This window comes from Gluconobacter sp. NFX36 (assembly GCF_049887835.1).
In the GTDB taxonomy this organism is placed as follows: Bacteria; Pseudomonadota; Alphaproteobacteria; order Acetobacterales; family Acetobacteraceae; genus Gluconobacter; species Gluconobacter japonicus_A.
In genome coordinates, this window is the sequence record NZ_JAGEKJ010000012.1 from 1 (window position 1) to 24,375 (window position 24,375).

The 24,375-nt window shown below is 54.2% G+C and carries 19 protein-coding genes; 5 read left to right on the forward strand and 14 right to left on the reverse strand.

Going from position 1 to position 24,375, the window contains the following annotated elements; all coding sequences use genetic code 11:
• Positions 1-63: 63 nt before the first annotated feature.
• The 4 genes from J4P41_RS12080 to typA form a co-directional block, all read right to left on the reverse strand.
• Positions 64-267 carry a hypothetical protein gene (locus J4P41_RS12080; protein ID WP_426067321.1) on the reverse strand — a complete coding sequence of 68 codons (204 nt, stop codon included), beginning with the start codon at positions 265-267 and terminating at the stop codon, positions 64-66.
• A 123-nt stretch (positions 268-390) separates the two neighbouring features.
• Positions 391-2,841, reverse strand: a complete 2,451-nt coding sequence (locus tag J4P41_RS12085) for a TonB-dependent receptor plug domain-containing protein (protein WP_426067372.1) — start codon at positions 2,839-2,841, stop codon at positions 391-393.
• A 615-nt stretch (positions 2,842-3,456) separates the two neighbouring features.
• Entirely contained in the window at positions 3,457-3,753 is a 297-nt protein-coding gene (locus J4P41_RS12090; protein WP_426067322.1) for a hypothetical protein, read from the reverse strand.
• Positions 3,754-4,024: 271 nt separating this feature from the next.
• Positions 4,025-5,845, reverse strand: a complete 1,821-nt coding sequence (typA, locus tag J4P41_RS12095; protein ID WP_282860192.1) for a translational GTPase TypA — start codon at positions 5,843-5,845, stop codon at positions 4,025-4,027.
• Positions 5,846-6,016: 171 nt separating this feature from the next.
• On the opposite strand from typA, the gene queF reads away from it, so the two are divergent.
• A complete protein-coding gene (gene queF / locus J4P41_RS12100; RefSeq protein WP_023944659.1) occupies positions 6,017-6,505 on the forward strand; it encodes a preQ(1) synthase in 489 nt (162 codons plus the stop codon).
• A gap of 3 nt (positions 6,506-6,508) precedes the next feature.
• Positions 6,509-7,324, forward strand: a complete 816-nt coding sequence (locus J4P41_RS12105; RefSeq protein WP_426067323.1) for an aminoglycoside N(3)-acetyltransferase — start codon at positions 6,509-6,511, stop codon at positions 7,322-7,324.
• Here J4P41_RS12105 and J4P41_RS12110 read toward each other — a convergent pair.
• From J4P41_RS12110 to J4P41_RS12140, 7 genes are all read right to left on the reverse strand, one after another.
• On the reverse strand, positions 7,314-8,855 hold the full coding sequence (locus tag J4P41_RS12110) for a PepSY-associated TM helix domain-containing protein (RefSeq protein WP_426067324.1): 1,542 nt from the start codon (positions 8,853-8,855) through the stop codon (positions 7,314-7,316). The two genes, J4P41_RS12105 and J4P41_RS12110, sit on opposite strands and share 11 nt — an antisense overlap.
• Positions 8,852-9,148 (reverse strand): hypothetical protein, encoded by a 297-nt coding sequence (locus J4P41_RS12115; RefSeq protein WP_426067325.1) that lies wholly within the window; start codon positions 9,146-9,148, stop codon positions 8,852-8,854. Before J4P41_RS12115 ends, J4P41_RS12110 begins: the two co-directional genes overlap by 4 nt.
• An 8-nt stretch (positions 9,149-9,156) precedes the next feature.
• Positions 9,157-9,426 (reverse strand): hypothetical protein, encoded by a 270-nt coding sequence (locus J4P41_RS12120; protein WP_426067326.1) that lies wholly within the window; start codon positions 9,424-9,426, stop codon positions 9,157-9,159.
• Positions 9,427-9,436: 10 nt separating this feature from the next.
• Positions 9,437-11,629 carry a TonB-dependent siderophore receptor gene (locus J4P41_RS12125; RefSeq protein WP_426067327.1) on the reverse strand — a complete coding sequence of 731 codons (2,193 nt, stop codon included), beginning with the start codon at positions 11,627-11,629 and terminating at the stop codon, positions 9,437-9,439.
• Between the two features lie 134 nt (positions 11,630-11,763).
• The gene (locus J4P41_RS12130) at positions 11,764-12,237 is read right to left on the reverse strand and encodes a flavin reductase family protein (protein WP_211567787.1); all 474 of its coding nucleotides are present in this window, start codon (positions 12,235-12,237) and stop codon (positions 11,764-11,766) included.
• A 93-nt stretch (positions 12,238-12,330) separates the two neighbouring features.
• A complete protein-coding gene (locus J4P41_RS12135) occupies positions 12,331-13,170 on the reverse strand; it encodes an aldo/keto reductase (protein WP_211567788.1) in 840 nt (279 codons plus the stop codon).
• 60 nt (positions 13,171-13,230) lie between these two features.
• A complete protein-coding gene (locus J4P41_RS12140; RefSeq protein ID WP_426067328.1) occupies positions 13,231-16,863 on the reverse strand; it encodes a PAS domain-containing protein in 3,633 nt (1,210 codons plus the stop codon).
• A 175-nt stretch (positions 16,864-17,038) separates the two neighbouring features.
• On the opposite strand from J4P41_RS12140, the gene J4P41_RS12145 reads away from it, so the two are divergent.
• Positions 17,039-17,833, forward strand: a complete 795-nt coding sequence (locus J4P41_RS12145; RefSeq protein ID WP_426067329.1) for an SDR family NAD(P)-dependent oxidoreductase — start codon at positions 17,039-17,041, stop codon at positions 17,831-17,833.
• 57 nt (positions 17,834-17,890) lie between these two features.
• On the opposite strand, the gene J4P41_RS12150 is transcribed toward J4P41_RS12145, so the two are convergent.
• The 3 genes from J4P41_RS12150 to J4P41_RS12160 all read right to left on the reverse strand — a co-directional run bounded on the left by J4P41_RS12150 (position 17,891) and on the right by J4P41_RS12160 (position 20,518).
• Complete coding sequence (locus J4P41_RS12150; protein WP_023944648.1) at positions 17,891-18,079, reverse strand: YqaE/Pmp3 family membrane protein; 189 nt, start codon at positions 18,077-18,079, stop codon at positions 17,891-17,893.
• A 67-nt stretch (positions 18,080-18,146) separates the two neighbouring features.
• Positions 18,147-20,300 (reverse strand): glycogen debranching protein GlgX, encoded by a 2,154-nt coding sequence (glgX, locus tag J4P41_RS12155; RefSeq protein WP_426067330.1) that lies wholly within the window; start codon positions 20,298-20,300, stop codon positions 18,147-18,149.
• A gap of 62 nt (positions 20,301-20,362) precedes the next feature.
• A complete protein-coding gene (locus tag J4P41_RS12160; RefSeq protein ID WP_426067331.1) occupies positions 20,363-20,518 on the reverse strand; it encodes a hypothetical protein in 156 nt (51 codons plus the stop codon).
• On the opposite strand from J4P41_RS12160, the gene glgA reads away from it, so the two are divergent.
• Complete coding sequence (gene glgA, locus J4P41_RS12165) at positions 20,517-22,157, forward strand: glycogen synthase GlgA (protein WP_426067332.1); 1,641 nt, start codon at positions 20,517-20,519, stop codon at positions 22,155-22,157. The genes J4P41_RS12160 and glgA overlap by 2 nt on opposite strands.
• A 12-nt stretch (positions 22,158-22,169) precedes the next feature.
• The gene (glgB, locus tag J4P41_RS12170; RefSeq protein WP_426067333.1) at positions 22,170-24,371 is read left to right on the forward strand and encodes a 1,4-alpha-glucan branching protein GlgB; all 2,202 of its coding nucleotides are present in this window, start codon (positions 22,170-22,172) and stop codon (positions 24,369-24,371) included.
• Positions 24,372-24,375 lie beyond the last annotated feature (4 nt).

A 24,375-nucleotide genomic window follows, 5' to 3' on the forward strand; every position in this document is an offset into this window, starting at 1 on the left:
AACCGGGCCAGCCGCTCTTCAACATCAAAGAAACCAGGCTGCTTCATCTGCCATCATCCCCAATCAACGCAGGAGAGATGGAATCACAGAGGAACCCTCAAATCCAGAAGGTTTTTCGAACCCTCCACCTGACGCATGGGCCGCGGAAACAAACCGGGCAAAGGCGCTGCTCATGCTCAGAACACCAGCAATCCTTCCGAATTGCCGACGACTGTAACCCCGCGCCAGAGCCTCGGCGCGTATTTCAGGTGTCAGTGTGTCTCCCATAGGAAATCCAGTTCATTTCAGGTTATGTCAACATGACAGGCACCAGAAAACACATCTTCGATTACTGATGCCAATTAATGTAAATAATAAGTAAATTGATATATTTTTAATTAAAAATGCAAATCATAGATTAAAATTTATGCGCCCATAATAGTATCCTCCTGTCATGGGAATTCCTGACGAATTCAGATCATAATTGTCTGTTCCGAGATACGCGTTCTCGAGAGGAACCTTGCGTGGACGCACGTTAAAAAGGTTGTTCGCACCAACAGCCACATGCCACCGGGATGAAAGGCGGTATCCAACTTCCAAATCTGTCAGCCAAGCTGGCGTGTTCTTGAATTCATAAAAGACTTTATTTGAATATCGCAGAGCCTCTGGTGCAGAGTCTGCATAGCTCAGATTATCTTTCGTCTCGCCATATCGTGTCTGTCGGATATTGATGTCCCAGGATCCGATCGTCCAAAACGCATCCAGAATTATCTTGCTACGGGGAGAAGCCGTGGTCAGGTAACTGATTCCCTGAGCGTTCAGGATAGGATTATGGTTCAGATCATAGGATAGATGGTGAAGCCGGGTCCGGTTTAGGTCCAGTCCAAGCGACAGATTCAGATTACCATAGCGGTGCAGATGCAGAAGATAATCCGCATTCAAATCCAGCCCCTGAGTTCGCGTACTTGCACCATTCGAATAATAGTTTGCGGTTACGCCATTCAGGTTTGAAATTTCGGGAAGTGTCGCACCCGTCGCCTCAATGGCGTTGATTGCCGCGAGACCATTGTAATTGCCACCATTGATGATGCGGTCACGGATATTGATCTGATACACATCTACAGTGACGTGTAAGCCAGGAAATGGCTCTGTCACCAGGCCACCACTGACATTTGTCGAGCGTTCAGGCTTCAGGTTGGAGGCTCCCAGAAGATGGGCAGCATTAGAATTGGAGGCAAGTTGCCCACTCGCTCCTGTTGCAGAGACGTTGAGCGAACTGAAATGCTCTTCTGCCAAAGTGGGCGCGCGGAAGCCGTTGCTGATTGTAGCTCTCAGGGCAAGACGTCTGCTGATGTCATAACGGGTGGCGATCTTACCGTTTTCAGTATTACCGACATCAGTATAATGCTCAAAACGGCCCGCAAAATCGAGATCCCAGTGCGGGAGAGGGTGAAAGTCCGCATCTGCATAAGCCGCATAGACATCACGCGACCATGATCCGGCATTTTCAGGCATCAGTCCAACAATCGCCTGTGAGCCGCCATAAAGGTACGATGCGGGTTCACCCTGCTCAATGTGATAGCTCTCCAACCGGTGTTCTCCACCGAAAGCGAAGGTGACAGGAATGGCATTGGCAATTTTGAAATTGCGCTTTAGATCAACATTGTTGGTCCACTGAGCCATTCGGTAGCTACTGATGTGAATACTGGTCGGGGTGAAACCGGATGCAGAAAGCAAACCGGTATTGGCGGTATTTTTGTTACCGATATTGTCTTCATCCGCGCCATAAACAGTGCTGACATCCCAGGCAAACCCTAAAAAATTGTCACCTTTCAGACCCAGAGTTGCAGCATAATCATTTTCTTCGATCGTTTCGGTAGGAGTAAAGCCCCAAGGGTAGAGTGCCGGAGCTACAGTCGGAAGACGATATTGTTCCAAGGCTTCAGCATGACGATGCGCATAGGTGATCAGTCCATAGCCGGCAATACCTTCCCTCAAGGTCTTTCCGAACGTAATGCCTAGGTTTTCCCGTGTTTCCTCAGGCGTGCTTTCACTTGGATTATCGTATTTTCCCGTACGATCATCCACACCGCCCGTGACCATGTGATCAGTGTGGTATTCCTGTCCACTGATGTGAACATAACCATCATCGCCGAAATGAAAGCCGCCATCGATTCCGAGCTGATACTGCCAACCATCTCCGTTATAGGCATTTGCGCCGGTCTGACCGGTGATGTTCAGGCCTTTTCCAGTTTTCTTAGTGATAATATTGACGACGCCCGCTACCGCATCAGAACCATATTGTGCGGCAGCACCATCCCGAAGGATTTCGATATGATCGATCATGTTTGACGGAATCATGTTCAGATCAACTGGTGTCGAGCCTGACTGCGCACCACCATCTTCGTAAACATCGCCTGTGTAATGACGTCTTTTTCCATCCACGAGAACAAGTGTATCGTTTGGATTTAATCCACGCAGGCGTATTGATGACACAAGGCCGCCAGCATCCCAGCCCATCGTCTGAATCGAAACAGCGGGATTGGTACGCGCAAGTGCATCTGTCAGATTGATTTGCCCCGTACGACGAAGGGTAGCTGCGGAAATAACGTCAATCGGCGATGTACTGTCTCTTGCACGCCGGTTGCTGGCATGCGTCCCCGTCACGATGAAATTTTCATCCGTTTTCGCAACTGGGTGATTGGCTAATCGCTGACCTGACTCGCTAGCCAAGTGCCCGATGAGTGTCGAATGAGTAGTCTTCGTTTTTTTCTCTTTAGTTCTGTCCGGTCGATGAGACAGATGCGCATCAGCAAGAGCAGATTGCGAAAAAGCTTCATTTTGAAGGTTAAAAACGATCAACCCACCGAAAATAAAAGGAAAATAATACTTATGTCTCCGCATGATACACTCCAGAAATCTCATGGGGACGTTTATTTATGACATAATTTTTCTGAATTATAACAAGTTTTAGAAATAATTTGAATTGATGAAATTCAAACAATCCTACAGAATACCATTCACAAAATACAAAATCTTATCGGGATTTTATATTGTATAATTTGAAAATTAACCCAAACCTATAAAATAAATACGATTTTTATTAATAATTTATATTATAATATAAAATATTACCTTCGCAATACGGATTTAAATTCCAAATTTTCAGAGAAATTTCATGTTGTAGGAGACTGTCTAATTTTATGACTGTCATACCCGCAGTTTCTCAAAATTCTTTATCTCATCAGGGATGACCTACCAGAACAATGGCTGTACCTTTAAAATCAAAGGAGCATTACAAATCTGAGAAACTACCGGAAAAGAAACTGTCGCTCTGAATACCTCTGATGGTCTTTGGAGAAGACTTTTCCGTCGTTTCACAACCTCAAAATGCACTCAACAAAAAAAGGGCCCGCTCGAAAGCGGACCCCATTTCCTTCAACGGTAGCCTTACGACGACCGTTCAGCATCCCGAAATCAGTTGGATGGTGCTTCAGCATCCGTCGGAGCAGACGTCTCAGTAGCAGCCTTCTTGTGGTGTTTGTGATGCTTCTTCTTGTGGTGGTGCTTCTTCTTGCTCGTCGTGTCCGTAGCCGTTGCAGCATCCGTGGCGGCAGGAGCAGCAGCTTCCGGAGCGGCTGGCGCTGCAGCAGGAGCTGCAGCCGTCGGGGCCGTGGTGGTTTCTGCCGGAGCGGCAGGGTCAGCGAAAGCCGGAGCAGCCGTCAGGGCCAGGGCAGAAACGGCAGCGATAAGGGAACGATTGAAAAGGCGCATCTGAGAACAAAGCTCCAGAAAACTGAAAAACGGACCACATGTCAGAAAAACTGAAGTGGCCATACTTCGAAAGTAACACCAGACAACGCCTTCGTCGTGCATTAACTTTTTGAAATTTCAGGGTGATAGCGACTTGTCTTCGCAAAGACGCCTCAATTCCGCCAAAGTCCCGACCAGGACTTCCTGATTTCTTTCCTACGACTCTCGGACAAAAAAAACGCGCACCGGAAACCCGATGCGCGTTCTTCATGCTCTTTCCCAGAAGGAAAGATCAGGCTTCGCGGCTTTTGGAAGCGCGCTTACGCTCGTTCGGATCCAGATAGCGCTTACGGATACGAATGGCGGACGGCGTCACTTCAACCAGTTCATCGTCTTCGATGTAGGCGATGGCCTGCTCAAGGCTCATACGGCGCGGCGGCGTCAGAAGCAGGGCTTCATCCTTGCCGGAGGCACGCATGTTGGTCAGCTTCTTTTCACGGACGGCATTGATGTCCAGATCGTTCTCGCGGGAATGCTCACCCAGGATCATGCCTGTGTAAATCTTCTCGCCAGCATCCACGAACATCGTGCCACGGTCCTGCAGGGAGAACAGGGCGTACTGCGTCGTCTGGCCATCTTCAGCGGAGATCAGGGAGCCGTTACGGCGACCTTCGATCGTGCCGACATATGGGTGATAACCATCGAACAGACGGTTCATGAGGCCCGTGCCGCGCGTGTCGGTCAGGAACTCGCCATGATAGCCGATCAGGCCACGGGACGGGATCAGGAACGTCAGACGGACCTTGCCACCACCGGACGGACGCATGTCCTGCATCACACCCTTACGCAGGGACATCTTCTCGACAACAACGCCGGAATAAGGCTCGTCCACGTCGACCAGAACTTCTTCGAACGGCTCTTCGCGCTCGCCGGTCTCTTCGTTTTCACGGAAGAGCACACGCGGACGACCGATCGTCAGCTCGAAGCCTTCACGACGCATCGTTTCAATCAGAACGCCAAGCTGAAGTTCGCCACGGCCGGCAACTTCAAAGGCTTCGCTTTCCGGGCTTTCCGTAACCTTAATGGCCACGTTGCCTTCGGTTTCCTTGAAGAGACGGTCACGGATCTGACGGGACGTAACCTTCTTGCCTTCACGGCCACCCAGCGGACCATCGTTGATACGGAAGGTCATGGACAGGGTCGGCGGATCAACCGGGCGGGACGGCAGCGGCTCGCTGATGGACGGATCAGCAATCGTGTCAGGAATCGTCGCTTCGGACAGACCGGCCACGGCCACGATGTCACCGGCTTCGGCTTCATCAACCGGCACGCGGTCCAGACCACGGAAGGACAGCAGCTTCGTCAGACGACCGCTTTCAACAATCGTTCCGTCCGGACGCAGCACGCGCACCGGCATGTTCACCTTCGCACGACCCTGGTCGATACGACCCGTCAGGATACGGCCAAGGAAGTTGTCGCTCTCGAGAATGGTGGCAACCATGCCGAAAGGCGCATCCTTGTCGACGTTTGGCGTCGGAACGTGGCGCAGAACCAGATCGAACAGTGGGGACAGGTCCTTCTTCGGTCCGTCCAGTTCCAGATCTGCCCAGCCCTGACGGCCGGAAGCATACAGCATCGGGAAGTCGAGCTGATGCTCGTCAGCGCCGAGGGAGGCGAACAGATCGAAGATTTCTTCGTGCACTTCGTCCGGACGCGCATCGCTACGGTCGATCTTGTTCACGACCACGATCGGACGGATACCGCGGGCTAGAGCCTTGCCCAGAACGAACTTCGTCTGCGGCAGAGCGCCTTCAGCGGCGTCAACGAGGATGATCGCGCCATCCACCATGCTCAGGATACGCTCGACTTCGCCACCGAAGTCAGCATGGCCCGGGGTGTCGATGATGTTGATGCGCGTCTCTTTCCAGACAACGGACGTGCACTTGGCGAGAATGGTGATGCCACGCTCGCGTTCGAGGTCATTGCTGTCCATCGCGCGATCAGCAACGTGCTGGTTCTCGCGGAAAGAGCCGGACTGCTTGAGGAGCGCATCAACCAGCGTGGTTTTGCCATGATCGACGTGCGCGATGATGGCGATGTTACGGATTTCCATGTGGTCTTCCAGACGGTGCATCGAAGATAAGAATTTGCGCCGTCTTCTGCACCGAATCCCGCGAATATGCAAACTCTGTCGCAGTCTTTTCGCATAAATCACGACTTGAGCATGGACGGAAGCTGGTCCAAATCATCAAAAAACACTGTCTTTTCGCGAGTAGACTCCATCATGTCCAACACAACACCAACCGGGCCTTCTGCCCCGGGAACCGATGCCCTGAGCCAGCTTGGCCGCAATACGCCTGCTGCGAGCTGCCCTGAAGAAGCCGTTCTGGAGCGCGTCCCCTCCCCGCATCAGGGCCGCAAATATGTTGTCCGTTTCACGGCACCGGAATTCACGTCTCTCTGCCCGGTCACAGGCCAGCCGGATTTCGCGCATCTCGTGATTGACTACATCCCGAGCAAATGGATCGTGGAAAGCAAATCCCTCAAGCTGTACCTCACCAGCTTCCGCAATCATGGGGCGTTCCACGAAGACTGCTCAGTCGCCATCGCAGAGCGTCTGGTCGAGCTGCTTGATCCGGAATGGCTGCGGATTGGTGCCTACTGGTATCCCCGCGGCGGCATCCCGATCGACGTGTTCTGGCAAACGGGCGAGCCGCCCGCAGGCGTGTGGATTCCGTCCCAGGATGTTCCGGGCTACCGGGGTCGCGGCTGAGGCATGACAGAAGCGGCTGCCATTGCCCGGTCGGGCGGTCCTGTCACTCAGGCACGCCTTACGGTCGATTTCAGGCGGCTGGGCCTTGAGCCCGGCATGACTGTTCTGGTCCATACCACCATGAGCCGGATCGGCTGGGTGTGTGGCGGGGCCAGAACCGTGATCGAAGCCCTGTTTCAGGCTGTAGGGCCGGAAGGCACGATTGTCATGCCAGCCCAGTCCTCGGAACTCAGTGACCCTGCCGGATGGTGCGAGCCATCAGTCCCTCAGACCTGGTGGGACACTATCCGGGCAAGCATGCCGGCGTTCGATCCCCGCCTCACGCCCACACGCGGCGTCGGGACTGTGGCCGAAATGTTCCGCACCTGGCCGGGCACACGCCGGAGCCTGCATCCGCAGGTGTCTTTCAGCGCTCATGGCCCCCTTGCAGCAGAAATCCTCTCCAGCCAGCCCCTTGAAGATCCATTTGGCGTCATATCCCCTCTCGCTGCCCTGAAACAGGTTGGCGCATCCGTTCTGATGATCGGAACAGGCTGGGAAACCTGCACGGCACTTCATCTGGCAGAACGTCTGGTCGATCCACAAGGACCGACTTTCGATGACGCAACGGCCATTCTGGTGGAGGGGGAACGCAAATGGGTCCGTTTCCGGATGCCACACACAGATGTAGACCGCTTCCCGGCTCTGGGCGCGAAACTGGACGGACACCCAATGCTGCGCCATGGCCATGTCGGGGCCGCGTCTGCTCGCCTTTTTCCAATCGATCAGGCTGTCAGAATCGCCGTACAGTCATGGCGTGAACGCGCTTTTACGCCGTAAGGGCGGCACCCATGATCTGACGCGGCCGCTTTTTAAGCGCAAGAACCATCAGGGCAATCCCATAGAGCAGCGTCACACTCTCCAGCCCCGGATGCAGCACTGATCCAGACGTCAGGGAACGCGCCATGTCTGTGATCGGGATCAGAAGCGTCAGAAGACCTGCAAGACACAGTAGCGGCCCGATACTGCGCGTACCGCCCAACCACATCGCGACCAGCAGACAGACCAGAAGCACCGCATAAAACAGCGCTTCCACAGTCTGGTAATGGCCACCTTCGGGAAGGAAAGGCATAGCGGCCAGCACGGCAGAAATTCCGCTGACACACCCGATCATGCAGCCTGCTGTCAGCACTGACAGACACCGTGTTCCGAAACTGTCTGCGGTCAGCCCTTCAGAACGCTCTCGCCGTCGACGCGCTGAAAGCCAGAGCTGATTTCCGGAATAAAACAGAAACGCACCTCCAAAACCCAGAACGGCGTAAGTCCAGCGAACCAGCCACCCTCCGTAAGTTCCGAAATGCAGCGCGTAAATCAACGTCAGGGCCTGGAATGCCGATGTCTGATGGTTGGGAAGAAAATCTGTTGCGATCAGACGACCGGTGTAAGGATTCATATCTGCGTATCCTCCCTCCGGTCGACGCACGATCTGTGCCTTGCTCTGCACCATAACTCTCAGGGAAGGTTTTCCTCCCCGGCTGGAATAAACCAGTGCATCAGCCTCAAGATCCGGGGCCTGCCTGTTAAAAGCCTCCACAATAGCCATCGGCTCCAGCGGGAGTTGTGAGCCATGATCGGAGTAGACACGACCTTTCCCCGACTGATGAACCGCAGCGGGGAGGAACAGGGTTTTTTCCAGCGCCATAATCGGCTGCTGAAACGCAAACCCCGCAGCAGAAGCTGCCATCACGATATGAAACGGGAGCGAGCAAACCCCAAGAAGCGTGTGAAAATCGAGCCAGACCCGACGCAGAGTCTCAGTCATTCGCAGGGCGAAAAGATTACGGACCAGAGAGGGTAGCAGAACAATCGTGCCGGACACCAGGGCCACTGCATACAGAAGCGCCACAATGCCCATGACGAGCCGTCCATACTCCCGGTTCAGGGGCAGGCCGATACGCTGATGGAGGATATTGAGAAAATACATAGCCTGGGAAGGCGTGCGCGTCTGGGTGACAAGGCTACCATCCGGATCAAGTCCCGCATAAATGGTCCGTGCCGGACCGTGCTCTTTTTCAGAAGACGTCGTCCACATGAGACTGGAGGGGCTGGCAGCGTCGGGATGCAGCACCAGCGTGTAAGCAGTTGCCATGGACGGGTCAGAAGCCTGCGCCTTCTGCACCAGCTCTGACAGGCTCTGGACAGGAACGGGGGCAGGAAGTTTTGATGTTTGGGATGCCCAGTTTTCCAGCGGCAGTTCAAACATCGTCATGCCACCGGCATAGAACGCAATGAACAGAAACAGCCCCGCTGTGATGCCCGCCCAGCTATGGACGTTCCGGTAAAGCCGGATGATATCGCCGCGTATCTTCATGCCATGAGGCCCTGCAAAAGAAAGAACAGCGCCCACACGCTTCCGTTCAGCAGAGCCAGAACAAGCCATGCCTGCCGAGGGGAGCGGAACAGGAATGAAAACGCCACCAGAAGCCCCCAGACTGGCCCCGGAAACCAGCGCAGAAGCTGCGATGTGACGGTTTTAAACTGGGCATCAGCGTGAAAGAGCAGACCCAGGACCCCTAGCAACCCACTGGTCAATGCAGCCCCCAACACGAGCCCTGCCATAACTTTTCCGAACCAGCCCGTGCCGTCCAGAGGCTTCTGTTGCACGCCAGTCTTCACAGGAGGCGCCCCTGACTTCTGTAAACAGCGATCAGAAATGGCAGCAGCGCGCCACTCAGCATCAGAAGCGCACTCACAGTCAGGCAGGCGGACAGAACATGCTGTTCCTGAGCCATCACCATGACTGCCAGAAAGAGACACCCTCCTCCCGGCAGGAGGCCCTGAATGACCGTAAGAGGTCGGCGCAGCAGACATTGAGAGGGCGCAGAAAAATAAAATAGCCCGGACGCCAGAATCGTCAGGACAACAGAAGCAAACTCAAACATGACCAGCCCGTTACCAGCGATAAGACAAAGTGACGAAAACCGCCCGTCCGGGCGCCCATGCACAGGCAACCGAGCGGGTACAAACGGCGACGTAATGCCGGTTTGCAATATTCGTACCGTTAAACTGGACGCCAAAACGCTGGTAATCCAGATGAGCCTGTAAATCCCAGACAAGCTGGCTTGGGACCGTAAAAGTCTCGGGAAGGGCTCCAGCCGTGTTACCAGTATAACGAACGCCGCCTCCCACGCCCGTTACCCAGTTTCTGTTCAGACGAAAGTCACGCTTTAGAAACAGGGACGCCATATGAGACGGGATCGCAACCGGACGCTGGTTTTTCTGTGCCTCGACGGTCGTTTTGGTAATCCTCGGGTCCTGGTAAGTGAATGACGCCATAAAGTCGATCCTGTATGGCAGTCGCCCTATTCCTTCCGCTTCAAAGCCCCGCGTTCTCTGCTCACCCGTCTGAATGTCATACGTTGAATCCGCGGGGTCTGTCGTCAAAACATTGGTTTCCACAAGATTAAAGAAATCCGCCGTCAGCATGAAGTCCTCCCCCACGCCGTGTGGTGGCCTGTACTTCAAGCCAGCCTCAATCTGCCGTCCGCGTGTGGGAACGAATGCCGTATTCTCACGCGTTGTTCCAACCTGAGGCTGAAAAGACGTCGCATACGACACATAGGGTGCCAGCCCGATACTGGATTTATAGAGCAGGCCGACCCGCCCGGTGAAAGCATTGTTTTGCTGTGGTGTTTCACCACCAGTCAGATTGTTTACAGTCAAACTCTGCGTAAAGTCTTCACGACCGGAAAGCGTCAGGTAAAAGTGATGCCAATCCGCCTGCTCCTGAACATAAATTCCTGTCTGGGTTTCCGTCTCATTGGTATTGGTCCTGGTCCCATAAGTTGGCCAGCTAATCGCACGGTAAACAGGAGTGTACAGATCTATAGACGGAGCTGTTTTCTGCCCACGCCGGTTTGCCAGAAAATCACTTCGGGAATCCACACCCGCCAGTACCTCATGCTTTATGGGACCAGTGCCAAATTTCAGATTTGAGCGCGTATCAAGTGTTACATTATTATAGTTTGCAGATTGTCGGAGTGCCTGCCTGGACAGCGTACGCTGATCGGAAGACAGAGCGACAGCCGTCACGAACCGATAATCCAGATCCAGATGCGCGTAACGCATATTCTGACTAACAGTCCAGTTGGGGGTTAACTTGCGGGTGACGCTATAACCAATCGCAACCTGGCGTTTTGAATACACATCGTAATCTGCGTCACTGCTCAGAAAATTACGGGCAATATATCCATATCGGCTCGCAGAAACCGTACCGTTCGCGGGCAAAAACTGTGCTGTTGAACCTACATCAAGCTGTTCATAGCTTGCCAGAATTGTGAAATCCGTCTTGTTATCCGGATGCCATCGCAGCGATGGCGCTACATACACTTCATTGTTCTTGATGTTTTTTGCGTATGTATCCGACTTGCGCAAAAGCCCGTTAAACCGCCATAAAAGCGTCTTTCCGGAATTTATCGCCCCACCCACGTCTGCCGCGCCCTGTACACGACTATAAGAGCCCGTCTGGAACGCCACCTGACTCTGCTGATCTTCACGCGGTCGCTTGCTCACGGCATTTATAATGCCGCCAAGCTGACCTGAGCCATATAATGCCGAGGACGCACCGCGCAGCACGTCCAACTCTTCAAGCCCCCAAGGCTCTATACTGAAGGACTGGGAAGACGCAGCATCTGGCGTACGCGTTCCATCCAGGTAAATATCTGGTGAAAAGCCACGAATAGTCCCGAAATACCCTCGTGGATCGTCTTTGGACCCATAGTCAGAAACCCCGGCTGCGTAACGTACGGCGTCGGAAATACTCCGCGAATTGAGCATAGCCATACGAGCCTGCGTAATAACCGTCAGGTTCTGGGGAACATCTTCCAAAGGCGTAGAGGTTTTCGTCGCTGCTGCCCCACTTCCTGCGAGCAACCCCGTATGGGCTGCCCGCACCTTCAGGCGCTCTTCGCGGATTGCAATGGAAGACGGACCCGTCTGTTCAAGTGGAACGGTAGAATTTTGATGGTTTTCCTGAACATGAGGATGCTTTGCACGATCCTGTTCAACCTCCTGCGCACAGGCCAGACCTGAAGGCACACCAAGCAACATCGTTGCACAGGGAATAAGACACGACCGTACCCGCACCGCACAATCTCCGAAAAGGCGAGCGGGGAGATAACACTAATGATAATTATTCTCAACAACAAAAGGGAAGAAAATCCCTAACGTTTCCACAATTTCCATCATACGTCCCAGAAGTTATCGAACGAGACGCGCGATTACGTCTCGATCCCCAGCTGGCCTTGGAAATACAGCAACGGAGCCTCATCCCGAACCTCGATGCTGGTGGGACGCGCCATAAAGAGCGCATGAGTGCCCCCCTGAAACGTCTCGACAAGCTCACAATGCATCTGCACCAATGCGCCATCAATGAAGGCCGTTCCGTCTTCCGACCGCACCACGACGTCCGAACCGAACTTGTCGGCGGTGCGGCTGGCAAAGAGCATGGCCACGTCTTTGTGGCTGTTGTTCAGGATACTCAGCCCGAAACGGCCAGCCTCGGCAATCGCTTTGTAGGTCGAGCTGCCACGATGGAGGCAGATCAGGAGCAACAGCGGGTCAAGGGAAACTGACGTCAGAGCGCTGATGGTCGCCCCCTGTTCTCCTTCGCTTCCTTTGGCCGTCACAACAGCGACACCTGTTGCGAAATGGGACATGGCCCGGCGAAAGTCCTGCTCATTCAGTGTCGTCATGACAACTCTCCTGCCATCGTCGAAATCTTTGACCTCCGCCCCCTTACAGGAGAACTGCAGTCCTCACCAGAACCCTAACGGAAACACCCGGCCTCAGAAGCGAGCGGTCATGGGATGTGCGCCCATACGTCCGCCTTCCCGATCAAGCGCCGTAATGGCTGCCATATCGGCATCATCAAGCGAGAAATCGAAAACATCCAGATTTTCGGCCAGACGCTTCAGATTTGCTGATTTCGGAATCACGATAAATCCGCTTTGCAGGTGCCAGCGAATGATAACCTGCGCCGGTGTTCGTCCAACGTGACGGGCAACTGCACCAATGGTCGCATTCTCCAGAAACTGCCCCTGCCCCAGCGGACGCCACGCCTCTGTGCGAATGTTATGCTGTTCATTAAAGGCGCGAACCGCCTTCTGTTGAAAGAACGGATGAAGTTCAATCTGATTGACGGCCGGTACCACTCCCGTAGCATCCATAATCCGCTCCAGATGCTCAGGCTCGAAATTTGATACGCCAATGGATTTGACGCGTCCGTCTTTCTGCAAGGCCACAAGCGCCTTCCAGGTCTCAACATACTGTCCCTGCTCAGGCATGGGCCAGTGGATCAGATAGAGGTCGAGAACCGGACGACCCAGCAGGCGGCAACTTTCCTCGTAGGCACGGATCGTCCTGTCATATCCCTGCTCGTCATTCCAGACTTTCGTCGTGACAAAAACGTCCGGAGAACCAGCCAGACCTTCGCCAACACCGGCTTCATTCCGATAAAGCCGGGCCGTATCAACAGAACGATATCCAAGCTTTATCGCCTCACGAACAATATGAGCAGTTTCTTCGGGAGGTGTCTTCCAGACACCAAGACCAAGCTGCGGAATCACGCACCCGTCGTTGAGGGTAATGCGTGTCTGGTTGTCCATGTAAGAAACCGCATCAGTCATGAAAAAACTCCCTGCCGAGTATCAATGCTTTTTATCAAACGCCTTTTTGTCGATCCCGGTTCAGACCTGTTCGAGCAGATGATGGAGCTTGCGAAGAAGCGCATCCGTACTGAAAGGTTTGACCAACAACGCACATCCAGGCTCCAGCAGCCCTTCATCAAGGATGTTCTGCTCGGCGTATCCAGTAATGAACAGAACTTTCAGACCCGGAAATTTTTCTCTCATCCGGACTGCAAGCTGTCGACCATTCAATCCGCCAGGCATACCAATATCCGTAATCAACACATCCGGCTGAAGCGCAGGAAGACGATCCGCCAGTTCCATCGCAGAAATTGCATCCTCTGCGGTCAGAATCCTCGCCCCCAGATCTCCGATGACGTCACTGACAATCAGTCGAACAGCTTCTTCATCATCCACAATCATGACCAGCTTCCCGGACATCCAGGGTGGGCCACCCAGCGTCATCACGGAATTGGCCTCAGCAGCCGAGGCCCGTCCAGCAGGGCCGTCATATCGCGGCAGAAAAAGACAGACGGACGTTCCCTGCCCAAGCTGGGACTTTAGAGATACGCCACCGCCAGACTGGCGGGCAAAGCCGTAGATCATGCTCAGCCCGAGCCCCGTCCCCTTCCCTAACGGCTTGGTGGTAAAAAAAGGATCGAACGCCCGTTTCGCTGTTTCTTCAGCCATGCCACAGCCATCATCTTCCACCTGAAGCAGAACATAATCCCCAGGAGGAACGCCGACTTCATGTGCAGCGACATTTCCCAAAGTGGCATTACTGGTTGAAATCCGAAGCAGGTTACCTTTCTCCTGCATGGCATCTCGCGCATTAATGCAGATGTTCAGAATGGCATTCTCAAGCTGATTGGCGTCAATCCGCGTTGTCCAGATTTGCGGCGCCAACGTAAAGCTGAGCGCAATCGCTGGTCCGACACTGCCCTGCAACAGGGTTTCCAGACCACTGACCAGTTCATTGACATCTGTTTGCACTGGATCAAGTGGCTGACGACGCGAAAATGCCAACAAGCGATGCGTCAGGGATGAAGCACGACGAACGGCGTCCTGCGACGCTGTGAGATAACGCTCCAGACCAACTGTCCGACCCTGCGACAGGCGCATTTCCAGAAGCTCGAGACTCCCACCGATCCCGGCCAGAAGATTGTTGAAATCATGTGCCAGACCGCCTGTCAGTTGACCAACAGCTTCCATTTTCTGGGACTGACGCAGCTGTTCCTCCAGATCATTACGCTCGGTAATGTCGCGCCCTACACCATAGATACTGTCGCCTTCATTATTGAAGTTCCAGTTGTAGATCCGCCACGTCCCGTTGCGATGCAGCATCCGGACATCCAGCCCAAGATCAGACCAGGACGAACTTTGATGCGACCGGTCAAAAGCCTCACAAACCGCAGCCTGATCGTCGGGATGACACAACGCATCAATCCGCAGACCAATCAGCCCTTCCTGCGCATAACCCAAGGCCCGCAACCAGGATGGACTGACAGCAAGGTAGTGCCCACTCCGGCTGATGATAACAAACAGATCTTTGGCGATCGTCCAGAGGCGATCACGTTCCCGCGTTCGCTGGCGGATACGTTCCTCCAGCATCACATTCATTTCCCGAAGCTGCTGCTGCGTCTTAGCCTGACGCATGGCAGCATGGGTGCGGTCCGCAACAGCGCGGGTGAAAACAATTTCTTCTTCAGTCCAGACATGGGGAGCAGACGCATAAACGCACATCACACCAACAAGACGTCCGAATTTGAAAAGCGGGACATTCAGGATGGCACGAATACCCAAAGGCCCGAACCGCTCCGACCGCCCTGCCGTCATCGGATCCTGCTGCACGTCGGCAATGGCAATTGTCCGGCCCTGGGCCAATAACGGCCCATAATCTCCATAATCCCGAAAACTATGGAAACCCCGAACAGACACACGCTGCTGGAGATTGATGCCTTTGCCCAGACCCGCTGTTCCGGCAGGACCGATCAGCAGACCGGTGCCCGCTTCATCAACAGCGCCATAAGCCGCACAGGACACAGCAAGCTCCCGACACAGAATTTGTGCGGCAACGCCTTCCATTTCATCTGCAGTTTCCAGCGCACGCAGACGATCACCAAGCTCGACAAGCGCGATCTGCCGAAGCGACTGCCGTTTGCTCTGATCAATATCGAAAACGATACCCGTAAACCGGATCGCTCGCCGCTCATCATTCAGATCACAACGCCCGTTACCCTCAAACCAGCGAAGACCGCTCGGCGTCTGAACGCGGAATTCAAAATCACATTTCCCTCCCATCCGCACGGCTTGTGTTATGGCCTCGGCAACAGAGGCGCGATCATCCTGATCGATCGCATTATAGAACGCGGTAACCGGTACACCCTGCTGAAGGGCCTGAGTATCCAGCCCGAGAGTTTCTGCCAGTCGAGCATCCCCAATCACCAGACTGGAGTTATCGTCCCAGACCCAGGTTCCAGCGATGGCTCCAGCATCAAGCGCAAGCTTGAGCCGCACCGCGGACTGGTTCACTTCCGTCAGGTCGCGCCCGATCGCCAGCAGTTTCTGGACAGCTCCGTCTTCATCAAAGACCGGCGTGATAGCCACATCCCAGAAGCGGCGATTGCCCCGCATCGTGGTTGCATACCCCTGGAAACGACCGGTCTCACCCGCAATCGCAGCATTGACGGCCTGCACCGCCCGCGCCCGTGCCTGTGCCCGCCAAAGATCGACCCATGGAATACCGTGCAGGATAATCGGACTGTCCAGTTCCATGGCGCGTATCCCGCCTTCGTTGACAAAACGAATGCAGCCCTCGCGATCAAGAATATGAATGCAGTCTGGAGAGCTGGACAGAAGCAGCCGGGTAAATGCCTCGCTGGATCGCAAAGCTTCAGCAGTCATGGTGGCATTCGACAGATCGACAATAACCCCGACGCAGGACAGCTCCTCTCCCGCTGTCTTCTCATCATCCATCCAGGCACGCATGAGCAGATGCCGAACCATGGTCGGGCCATGCTCATGTGAAACAATGATCCGAAAACGGAGTTCGCAGCTTCCTTCCTGAAGGAGTTCTTCCTCCGCGACGGTTTCGTAGGCTTTCCGGTCCTCGGGATGAAGGCGGCTGTAGAAAGTCTCCAGGGACAAACCATGCGCCATCTGCGCGGAAGGCACGCCCCAGATCATTGCAAAACGCTCATCCCCGGAAACGGTACGCTTCACAAGATTGGCCCGGAAAAAGCCCATTTCTGCGGCTTCGGCCATGCGTTTGACGCGACGCTCCAGCCTTCTGAGCTGATCCGCCATGACGACCGGGGTCCGGTCCGGTTCAGGTCTGAAAATGTCCTGCGCGTATTGCTCACACAAGGCACGAACATTCTCCAGACCTGAACCGGCCTGACTGACACACAACCACACTTCCGGAGAGCCCGTATGAACAGACAAACGACAGGTCGAGGAGGATTTTAGAGAAGATTTCAGAACTTCCAGACGGGTCTCATCCCCCGCAGAAGCCAGAAGCCATTCCTGCCCACGCGCCTGCGCCAGAAGAAGAGCCGCACCACCGCCAAGAGTGGCGGCGAGCGCGAGGCAATGATTGATAGAGGACGTCTGAAAAGCCGCGCGGGTCTGACGCATTTCCGAAGACAGAAGTCTTTCTTCGTTGGCCAGTTGTCCCTCTTCGCTGCTCATCATGCATTTCCTCAGTCAAGTCCTGTCCATGGACAGGACAGTACTGCCCTTCAGTCTAACAGATCTAGGTCGGGACGTCCTGTGACCGTATGCGTCCTTTGGCACAAATCCCATGCGACTTTGCCGGGGGTAAGACGTTTCTGCCGTCACGAACATTTCATTAACAGGAGATTTCATCATGCTGGGTCTTGATCTGAGCGGCAGAACAGCCCTTGTGACCGGCTCTACCGGCGGAATTGGTCTGGCCATTGCCCGTCGACTGGCAGAAGCCGATGCCACGGTTATTCTCAATGGCCGCAAACAGGATACGCTCGACGGCGCTCTCGAGACCCTGCGCACGCATGTTCCTGGCGGGAACTTTCGCAGTGTGGTTGCGGATGTTGGTACGGCGGAAGGCTGTGATGCCCTGGTCGCCGCAGAAAGCCAGGTGGATATTTTGATCAACAATGCGGGCATTTTCGGCCCGAGCGACTTTTTCAAAACGACCGACGAAAGCTGGCAGAAGCTGTTTGAAGTCAATCTCTTTTCCGGAGTACGCCTCGCCCGGGCTTACATGCCAGGGATGAAAGAACGGAGCTGGGGACGCGTGCTGTTCATTGCCTCTGAATCCGCGTTCAATATCCCCGTTGAAATGATTGACTATGGCGTCAGCAAAACAGCCATGGTGGGATTGGCGCGTGGACTGGCCAAGGACATGGCAGGCACAAATGTAACGGTGAATTCGATCCTGCCCGGCCCGACACTGTCAGAAGGCGTTGAAGCCATGCTGAAAGCTCAAAATCCGGAGAGCAGCCAGCCTGTTGCTGAACTGGGTGCCGACTTTGTCAAAAAACATCGCCCCAGCAACATCCTTCAGCGCATGGCTACTGTGGATGAAGTGGCCAATATGGTCGTTTATGCAGCCTCGCCTCTTGCATCAGCAACAACGGGAGCCGCCTTGCGCGTGGATGGTGGGACAATCGATACGATCTGACGTTCTCAAACAGCGCATAAAAAAACCGGGCCTTTCAGGACCCGGTTTTTTTTGACTTCAACCGCGTCGGGCAGCGGCAATTTTCTGGTCAGTGCGATACTGGCTGAGTGCATAAACAGACCAGATGGCTGCCGGAATCCAGCCAATAACCGTTACCTGAAGCAACAGGCAGATGATCCCCGCAAACGGGCGACCAATGGTAAAGAACTGAAGCCAGGGCAGAAGAAGTGCCAGAATAAGACGCATGAAATGTTCCTTTCCTTAAACGGGGTGAACCATTGTTCGCGAGGAACGCCTCAGATGCAATACTGGCTCAATGGGCCTTCCCCTCTTTGCAGTCTCCTCCGTCCCGGCAAATCAGTTCCAGCAGAAGCACGGAACGTCCCGTAACGACATATTCAAACTTCTGCTCAAAAACTTCCTGTTCCACAGCAGCACCTGCATCCGGTTGATTGGTATCGAGCAGAAGCTTCCAGCGCCCCTCCCCTGTTTCCGGCAGAATGAAAGGAACAGAGTCTTTCCATCCATTGAGCACGATCAGAACCGTCGCATCCGAGCCACGGCGCATGATACCACTGCGTTGGCTTCGGCCATCAATCATGAGCCCGAAACACTGATCGTGCTGCCAGTCTTCCGGCATCATCAGCCCCCCCGTTGCCGTAACCCAACTCAGTTCCTGAACATCCAGTTCCTTGTTGTAGGCTTCCGTCAGAAACCGGCTGCGATGCAGGATCGGATACCGATGACGCAGTTCTGTCAGACGTTGCACAAAAGACTGAAGTCTCTTGCCTTCATCGCTAATGTCCCAGTGCAGCCAGGAAATTTCATTATCCTGGCAATACGCATTGTTATTACCCTGCTGCGTCCGACCAAACTCGTCTCCCGCAACAATCATTGGCGTTCCCTGAGACAAAAGCAGGGTAGACAGCATATTCCGGCACTGACGCCAGCGAACGGCATTGATGTCCGGATCGTCTGTCGGCCCCTCAACCCCATAATTGTAAGAGCGGTTATCCGGTGAGCCGTCTTTGCCGTCTTCGCCATTCGCTTCGTTATGGCGCTCATTATAGGACACGCAGTCCATCAGCGTGAAACCATCATGCGCCGTGACGAAATTCACGCAGGCCCATGTCCGACGGCCGCTATGATTGAAACGGTCTGGACTGGCTAGCAGCCGAGGGGCTAACGCACCGGATTTTGCCTCGCCTCGCCAGAAATCACGTGTCGTGTCACGGAAAACATCATTCCACTCAGCCCAACCCGGGGGAAAATTCCCAACCTGATATCCCCCTGGCCCTACATCCCAAGGTTCTGCAATCAGTTTGACATGAGAGAGGATCGGGTCCTGCTGGCAAACACGCAGGAAACTCGAGTCCTTATGGAAACCATCATCTTCACGCGCAAGTATCGTTGCAAGGTCAAACCGAAATCCATCAACACCCATTTCCTCCACCCAATACCGCAGACTATCTGCAACAAACCGGATGCAGTTCAGATGCGTCAGACTGAACGTATTTCCCGTACCCGTTTCGTTAATGTAATGTCTTTTACTATCCGGCATAAGACGGTAATAGGACGCATTGTCCAGACCACGGAAAGAGAGCGTTGGCCCCAGTTCATTGCCTTCTGCCGTGTGATTATAAACAACATCCAGAATAACCTCGAGACCTGCCTCGTGACAGGCCCGAACAAGCGCTCTGAATTCCTGAGCCGCATTGTCTGGTTCGGAAGCATAATGACTTTCGGGAGAAAAGAACCCGATCGTATTGTAGCCCCAGTAATTGCTCAGTCCCTTGTCCGCGAGGAATTTGCTATTCACAAAACTCTGAACTGGCAGGAATTCAACTGCCGTCACGCCCAGATCTCGAATATTTTTCAGCAATGTCGGATCAGACAAACCAGCATAAGTTCCGCGAATTTTTTCAGGAACCTGCGGATGAAGCTTCGTATAACCCTTCACATGCATTTCGTAGATGACCGTATCCGTCCATGACGTTTGCGGCCTCTCAAAATGCTGCGGCGTTGGATCAATAATAATGCTTTTAGGGACGAAAGGCGCACTGTCTTCTGGATTGAAGCTCAGATCCTTGTCAGCATGGTCAAGCACATAACCGAAAAGTGCCGGGTCCCACGTGAGATCTCCATGAAACGCACGGGCATACGGGTCAAACAGCAGTTTATTCGGATTAAATCTGTGCCCTTCATCCGGCTCATACGGTCCATGAACACGATAGCCATAAAGCTGCCCTGGCTTCAGATCAGGAACCCAACCATGAAAGACGTGATCCGTATATTCCGGAAGCTTGATCCGGTCTGTTTCCCGCTTGCCATCGTCATCAAAGAGACACACTTCGACCGATTTCGCGTGGGCTGAAAAAACTGCGAAATTGACCCCGTCATTTTCAAACATGGCTCCCAGACGATTGGGAGAACCTTCCTGTAATCCCTTCTGGCGCGAACTGCTCATAGTCATTGTTCCAGAAAAGACGCGCGCCGGTTTTCCTGCCCCATGGCAGAGCCGCGCAGCCTTCAGATCCGTAACGCGGCAAGAGCCCGTGAAAGAGGCGATAACTTATCCGTGATCCCGTTTCCAACACCCTCTGTCAGGCGTTGTGCCATCAGAAAGCCAAAAATCAACAAACGTCCCCGAATAACTGGGCCGACAGCAAGAAGGGTGTGTGCCATGCTCCAGAATACGCCCACCTCCACAAAACGGGAGTTACAGCTCCTATCGATCGCTGCCGAGATGTATCCTTTCATCAAAACGGGCGGACTGGGAGACGTTGTTGGCTCTTTGCCAGATGCTCTTGAGAAGCAGGGCGTCAGCACACGGACCCTGTTACCAGGTTATCCAGCTGTTCTTCGCGCTCTCTCCAATAGAGAAGAAATAATCCGGATTGATAATGTTCTTGGACACACAGTGACAGTCCTGTGCGGAAGAACAGAGGGCAATACCGTTTATACTCTGGATGTCCCTGCACTCTATGATCGGCCGGGCAATCCCTACCTTGAACCTTCCGGACACCCCTGGAGCGACAATGGCATCCGCTATGCCGTTCTGAGCCGCGTTGGGGCGTTGATCGCCGCGGGACTGCTCCCAGACTGGAAACCTGATGTGGTTCTGACACATGACTGGCACGCCGGTCTTGTGGCTCCCTACCTCCATTACATGGAAGGCACGACACCCCCGGTCGCGCATGTCATTCATAACCTCGCGTTTCAGGGGCTCTATCCTTATGACATGCTCCAAACCTTCGAGTTGCCTGACGATGCCTTCACGCCTGACAAGCTTGAGTATTACGGGCAGATCAGCTTCATGAAGGGAGCGCTTCAGCTCTCCGACCGGCTGATCAGCGTCTCTCCAACCTATGTCGAAGAAATCCAGACACCAGAAGAAGGCATGGGGCTGGATGGCGTTTTGCGGGCCCGTTCAAATGTTCTGACAGGCATCCTGAATGGCGTGGACCTTCGGGAATGGAACCCCATGACGGACCCGTCTGTATTCTTCCCGTATGCTGTAGGCGACATTATCGCGCGCCGCGCCAACAAACGTGTCTTCCAGGCAGAATTTGGCCTCCCCCAGAAAGCAGACGCTCTCCTGCTCGGGATGGTCAGCCGCCTGACCACACAGAAAGGTGCTGATCTTCTGGCCCGGCTGGCTCCGCGTCTGTTTCAGGAGAATATCCAGCTTGCGGTGGTGGGCACGGGTGACGAAGCCATCATGCAGGAATTTGCAGCGCTTCGGAGCCGCTACCCTGACAATTTCGTCTGCCATCTTCGGTACAGCGAGGTCCTCGGACACAGACTGCATTCTGCCGTAGATGCTTCCCTGATTCCATCGCGGTTTGAACCCTGCGGCCTGACCCAGTTTCATGCACTCCGCTACGGATCAATTCCCATTGCCGCACGTGTTGGGGGATTAAGCGATACGATCATTGACGCCAACTCCGCTGCGGTTTCAGAAGGCGTCGCAAACGGCATCCTGTTCTCTCCCACCACGGAAGACATGCTGTATCTGGCCATCCGTCGGGCTCAAACCCTGTTCCGCCAGAAAGCTGTCTGGGCACGGATGCAGCGCAATGGAGCCCTCCATGATGTCTCGTGGAATGGGAAGGCTGCTCAGTACGCTCAGGTACTACACGAAATGTCCGGATACGAAACAAAAACCACTGATACGGGTACCGATATCGCCCCCCGGCGCGCAGATCCTGCTTCAGCACGCCCCCGTCTGTCTCGGCAGGTCGCTCGCATGCCCCGGACATCCGGCGGAACGACCATATCTTCTCTTATTTCCTTTTCACCCCGTACGGGCACCGGCCCCTGAAAGTTTTCCCCTATGCACGCTCGTACGGTCGATCCAGCACTGCAAGACATGATTAACACCCTGATGATGGGTCAGTGTGGCGATCCTTTCGCAGTGCTGGGGCGTCATCGGGACCATCGACAGGATATCGTCAGAGTCTTCTACCCTGATGCCGTAGAAGTGCATTTGATGATCCAGCAAGCTTCTGGCCAAACTGTTGAAAAAATCATGCGCCGAATTGATGATCGGGGGCTTTATTCAGCGACATTACCACGCTCGGCACACTATTTCCTGCGTATCCGCTGGGCCGATGCCTGGCAGGAAACACATGATCCTTACAGTTTCGGTCTGCTGTTAGGGGATATTGATCTTTACCTGTTCTCGGAAGGAAAGCATCAGCAGATCGATCGTATGATGGGCGCCATTCCCATGACCGTGAACGGTATAGAAGGCGTGCGTTTTGCCGTCTGGGCACCCAATGCCCGGCGCGTCTCGGTTGTCGGTGATTTCAATATCTGGGATGGCCGCAGACACTGCATGCGCCTTCGCCATGGATCAGGCATCTGGGAACTGTTCATTCCTGGCGTCCAGGCCGGAGAACGATACAAATACGAAATAGTATCCCATAGCGGAAAAGTACTTCCTGCAAAGGCGGATCCATATGCCAAGGCGGCAGAACTCCCGCCGGCCAATGCCTCCGTTATTGCTCCTCCAGATGCATTTGAGTGGCACGATGAGGAATGGATGGCTGCTCGCCCTTCTCGACAATCCAATACTGCCCCCCTTTCAATCTATGAAATTCATGCGCCCTCCTGGCGTCACCCTCAGCATGGTCGTGAGATCATCAGTTGGGACGAACTGGGGGATACCCTCATTCCGTATCTTCAGGACCTCGGCTTTACCCATCTGGAACTTCTGCCTATTGCGGAATATCCATTTTCCGGTTCCTGGGGATACCAACCTCTCAGCCTGTATGCCCCAACAGCCCGTCATGGATCCCGTGCACAGTTTGCCAGGTTCGTTGACCGCTGCCACCAGGCAGGCCTGGGGATTATTCTGGACTGGGTTCCCGCGCATTTCCCAGCCGATCAGCACGGTCTCGCCCAGTTCGATGGAACGCATCTCTACGAGCATGCTGACCCGCAGGAAGGTTACCATCAGGACTGGCATACGCTCATTTACAATTACGGACGCAACGAGGTCTGTGGCTTTCTGGCAGGCAGCGCTTTGCACTGGCTGGAACAGTTCCACATTGACGGTCTGCGTGTAGATGCCGTCGCATCCATGCTCTACCGGGACTACAGCCGCAAAGACGGGGAATGGCGCCCCAACATTCATGGCGGCCGCGAAAATCTTGAGGCCGTCAATTTCCTGCATCATCTGTCGGAAACACTCCATGACCTGCATCCAGGCACACTCCTGATTGCGGAGGAGTCAACATCATGGCCTGGAGTGACTGCGCCAGCCCGAACTGGTGGTCTCGGTTTCGATTATAAATGGAACATGGGCTGGATGCATGACACGCTGCGCTACATGCAGCGCGACCCGCTCTGGCGCGGTTACCACCCGTCGGACCTCACCTTCGGGATGATCTATGCCTATTCTGAGCGCTTTATCCTGCCACTGTCGCATGATGAAGTCGTTCACGGAAAAGGCTCTCTGCTGGGCAAAATGCCGGGAGACGACTGGCAGAAACATGCCAATCTTCGCGCCCTTTATGCCCTGATGTGGGCTTATCCCGGTCGCAAACTCCTATTTATGGGCGGAGAAATAGCCCAACCACAGGAATGGAATCACGACGGGGAACTCGCCTGGCATCGTCTTTCAGACCCGCTCGGACGCGGTGTTCATGCCTTGATCCGTTCCCTCAACTGGCTCTATCGGCATCTTCCAGCGCTTCATACGCTTGATGATCGCCCCGAAGGTTTCCAGTGGCTGATCGCGGACGATACACAGAACAGTGTGTTTGCCTGGGTCCGATACACCCCCAATGCCCCTCCAGTGCTCATTGTAGGAAACATGACACCCGTTCCGCGTTGGGACTATCGCATTGGCGTTCCATGGGGTGGCCCATGGCAGGAACTGCTGAATACGGACGTTGATATTTTTGGCGGTAGCCATCTGGGCAATCAGGGTCAGGTTTATGCGCAGGATATTCCTTCTCATGGACTGGACCATTCTGTCAGCCTGACGCTCCCTCCTCTGTCTGTTCTCTATCTTTCTCCCGCCTCCTGAAAAA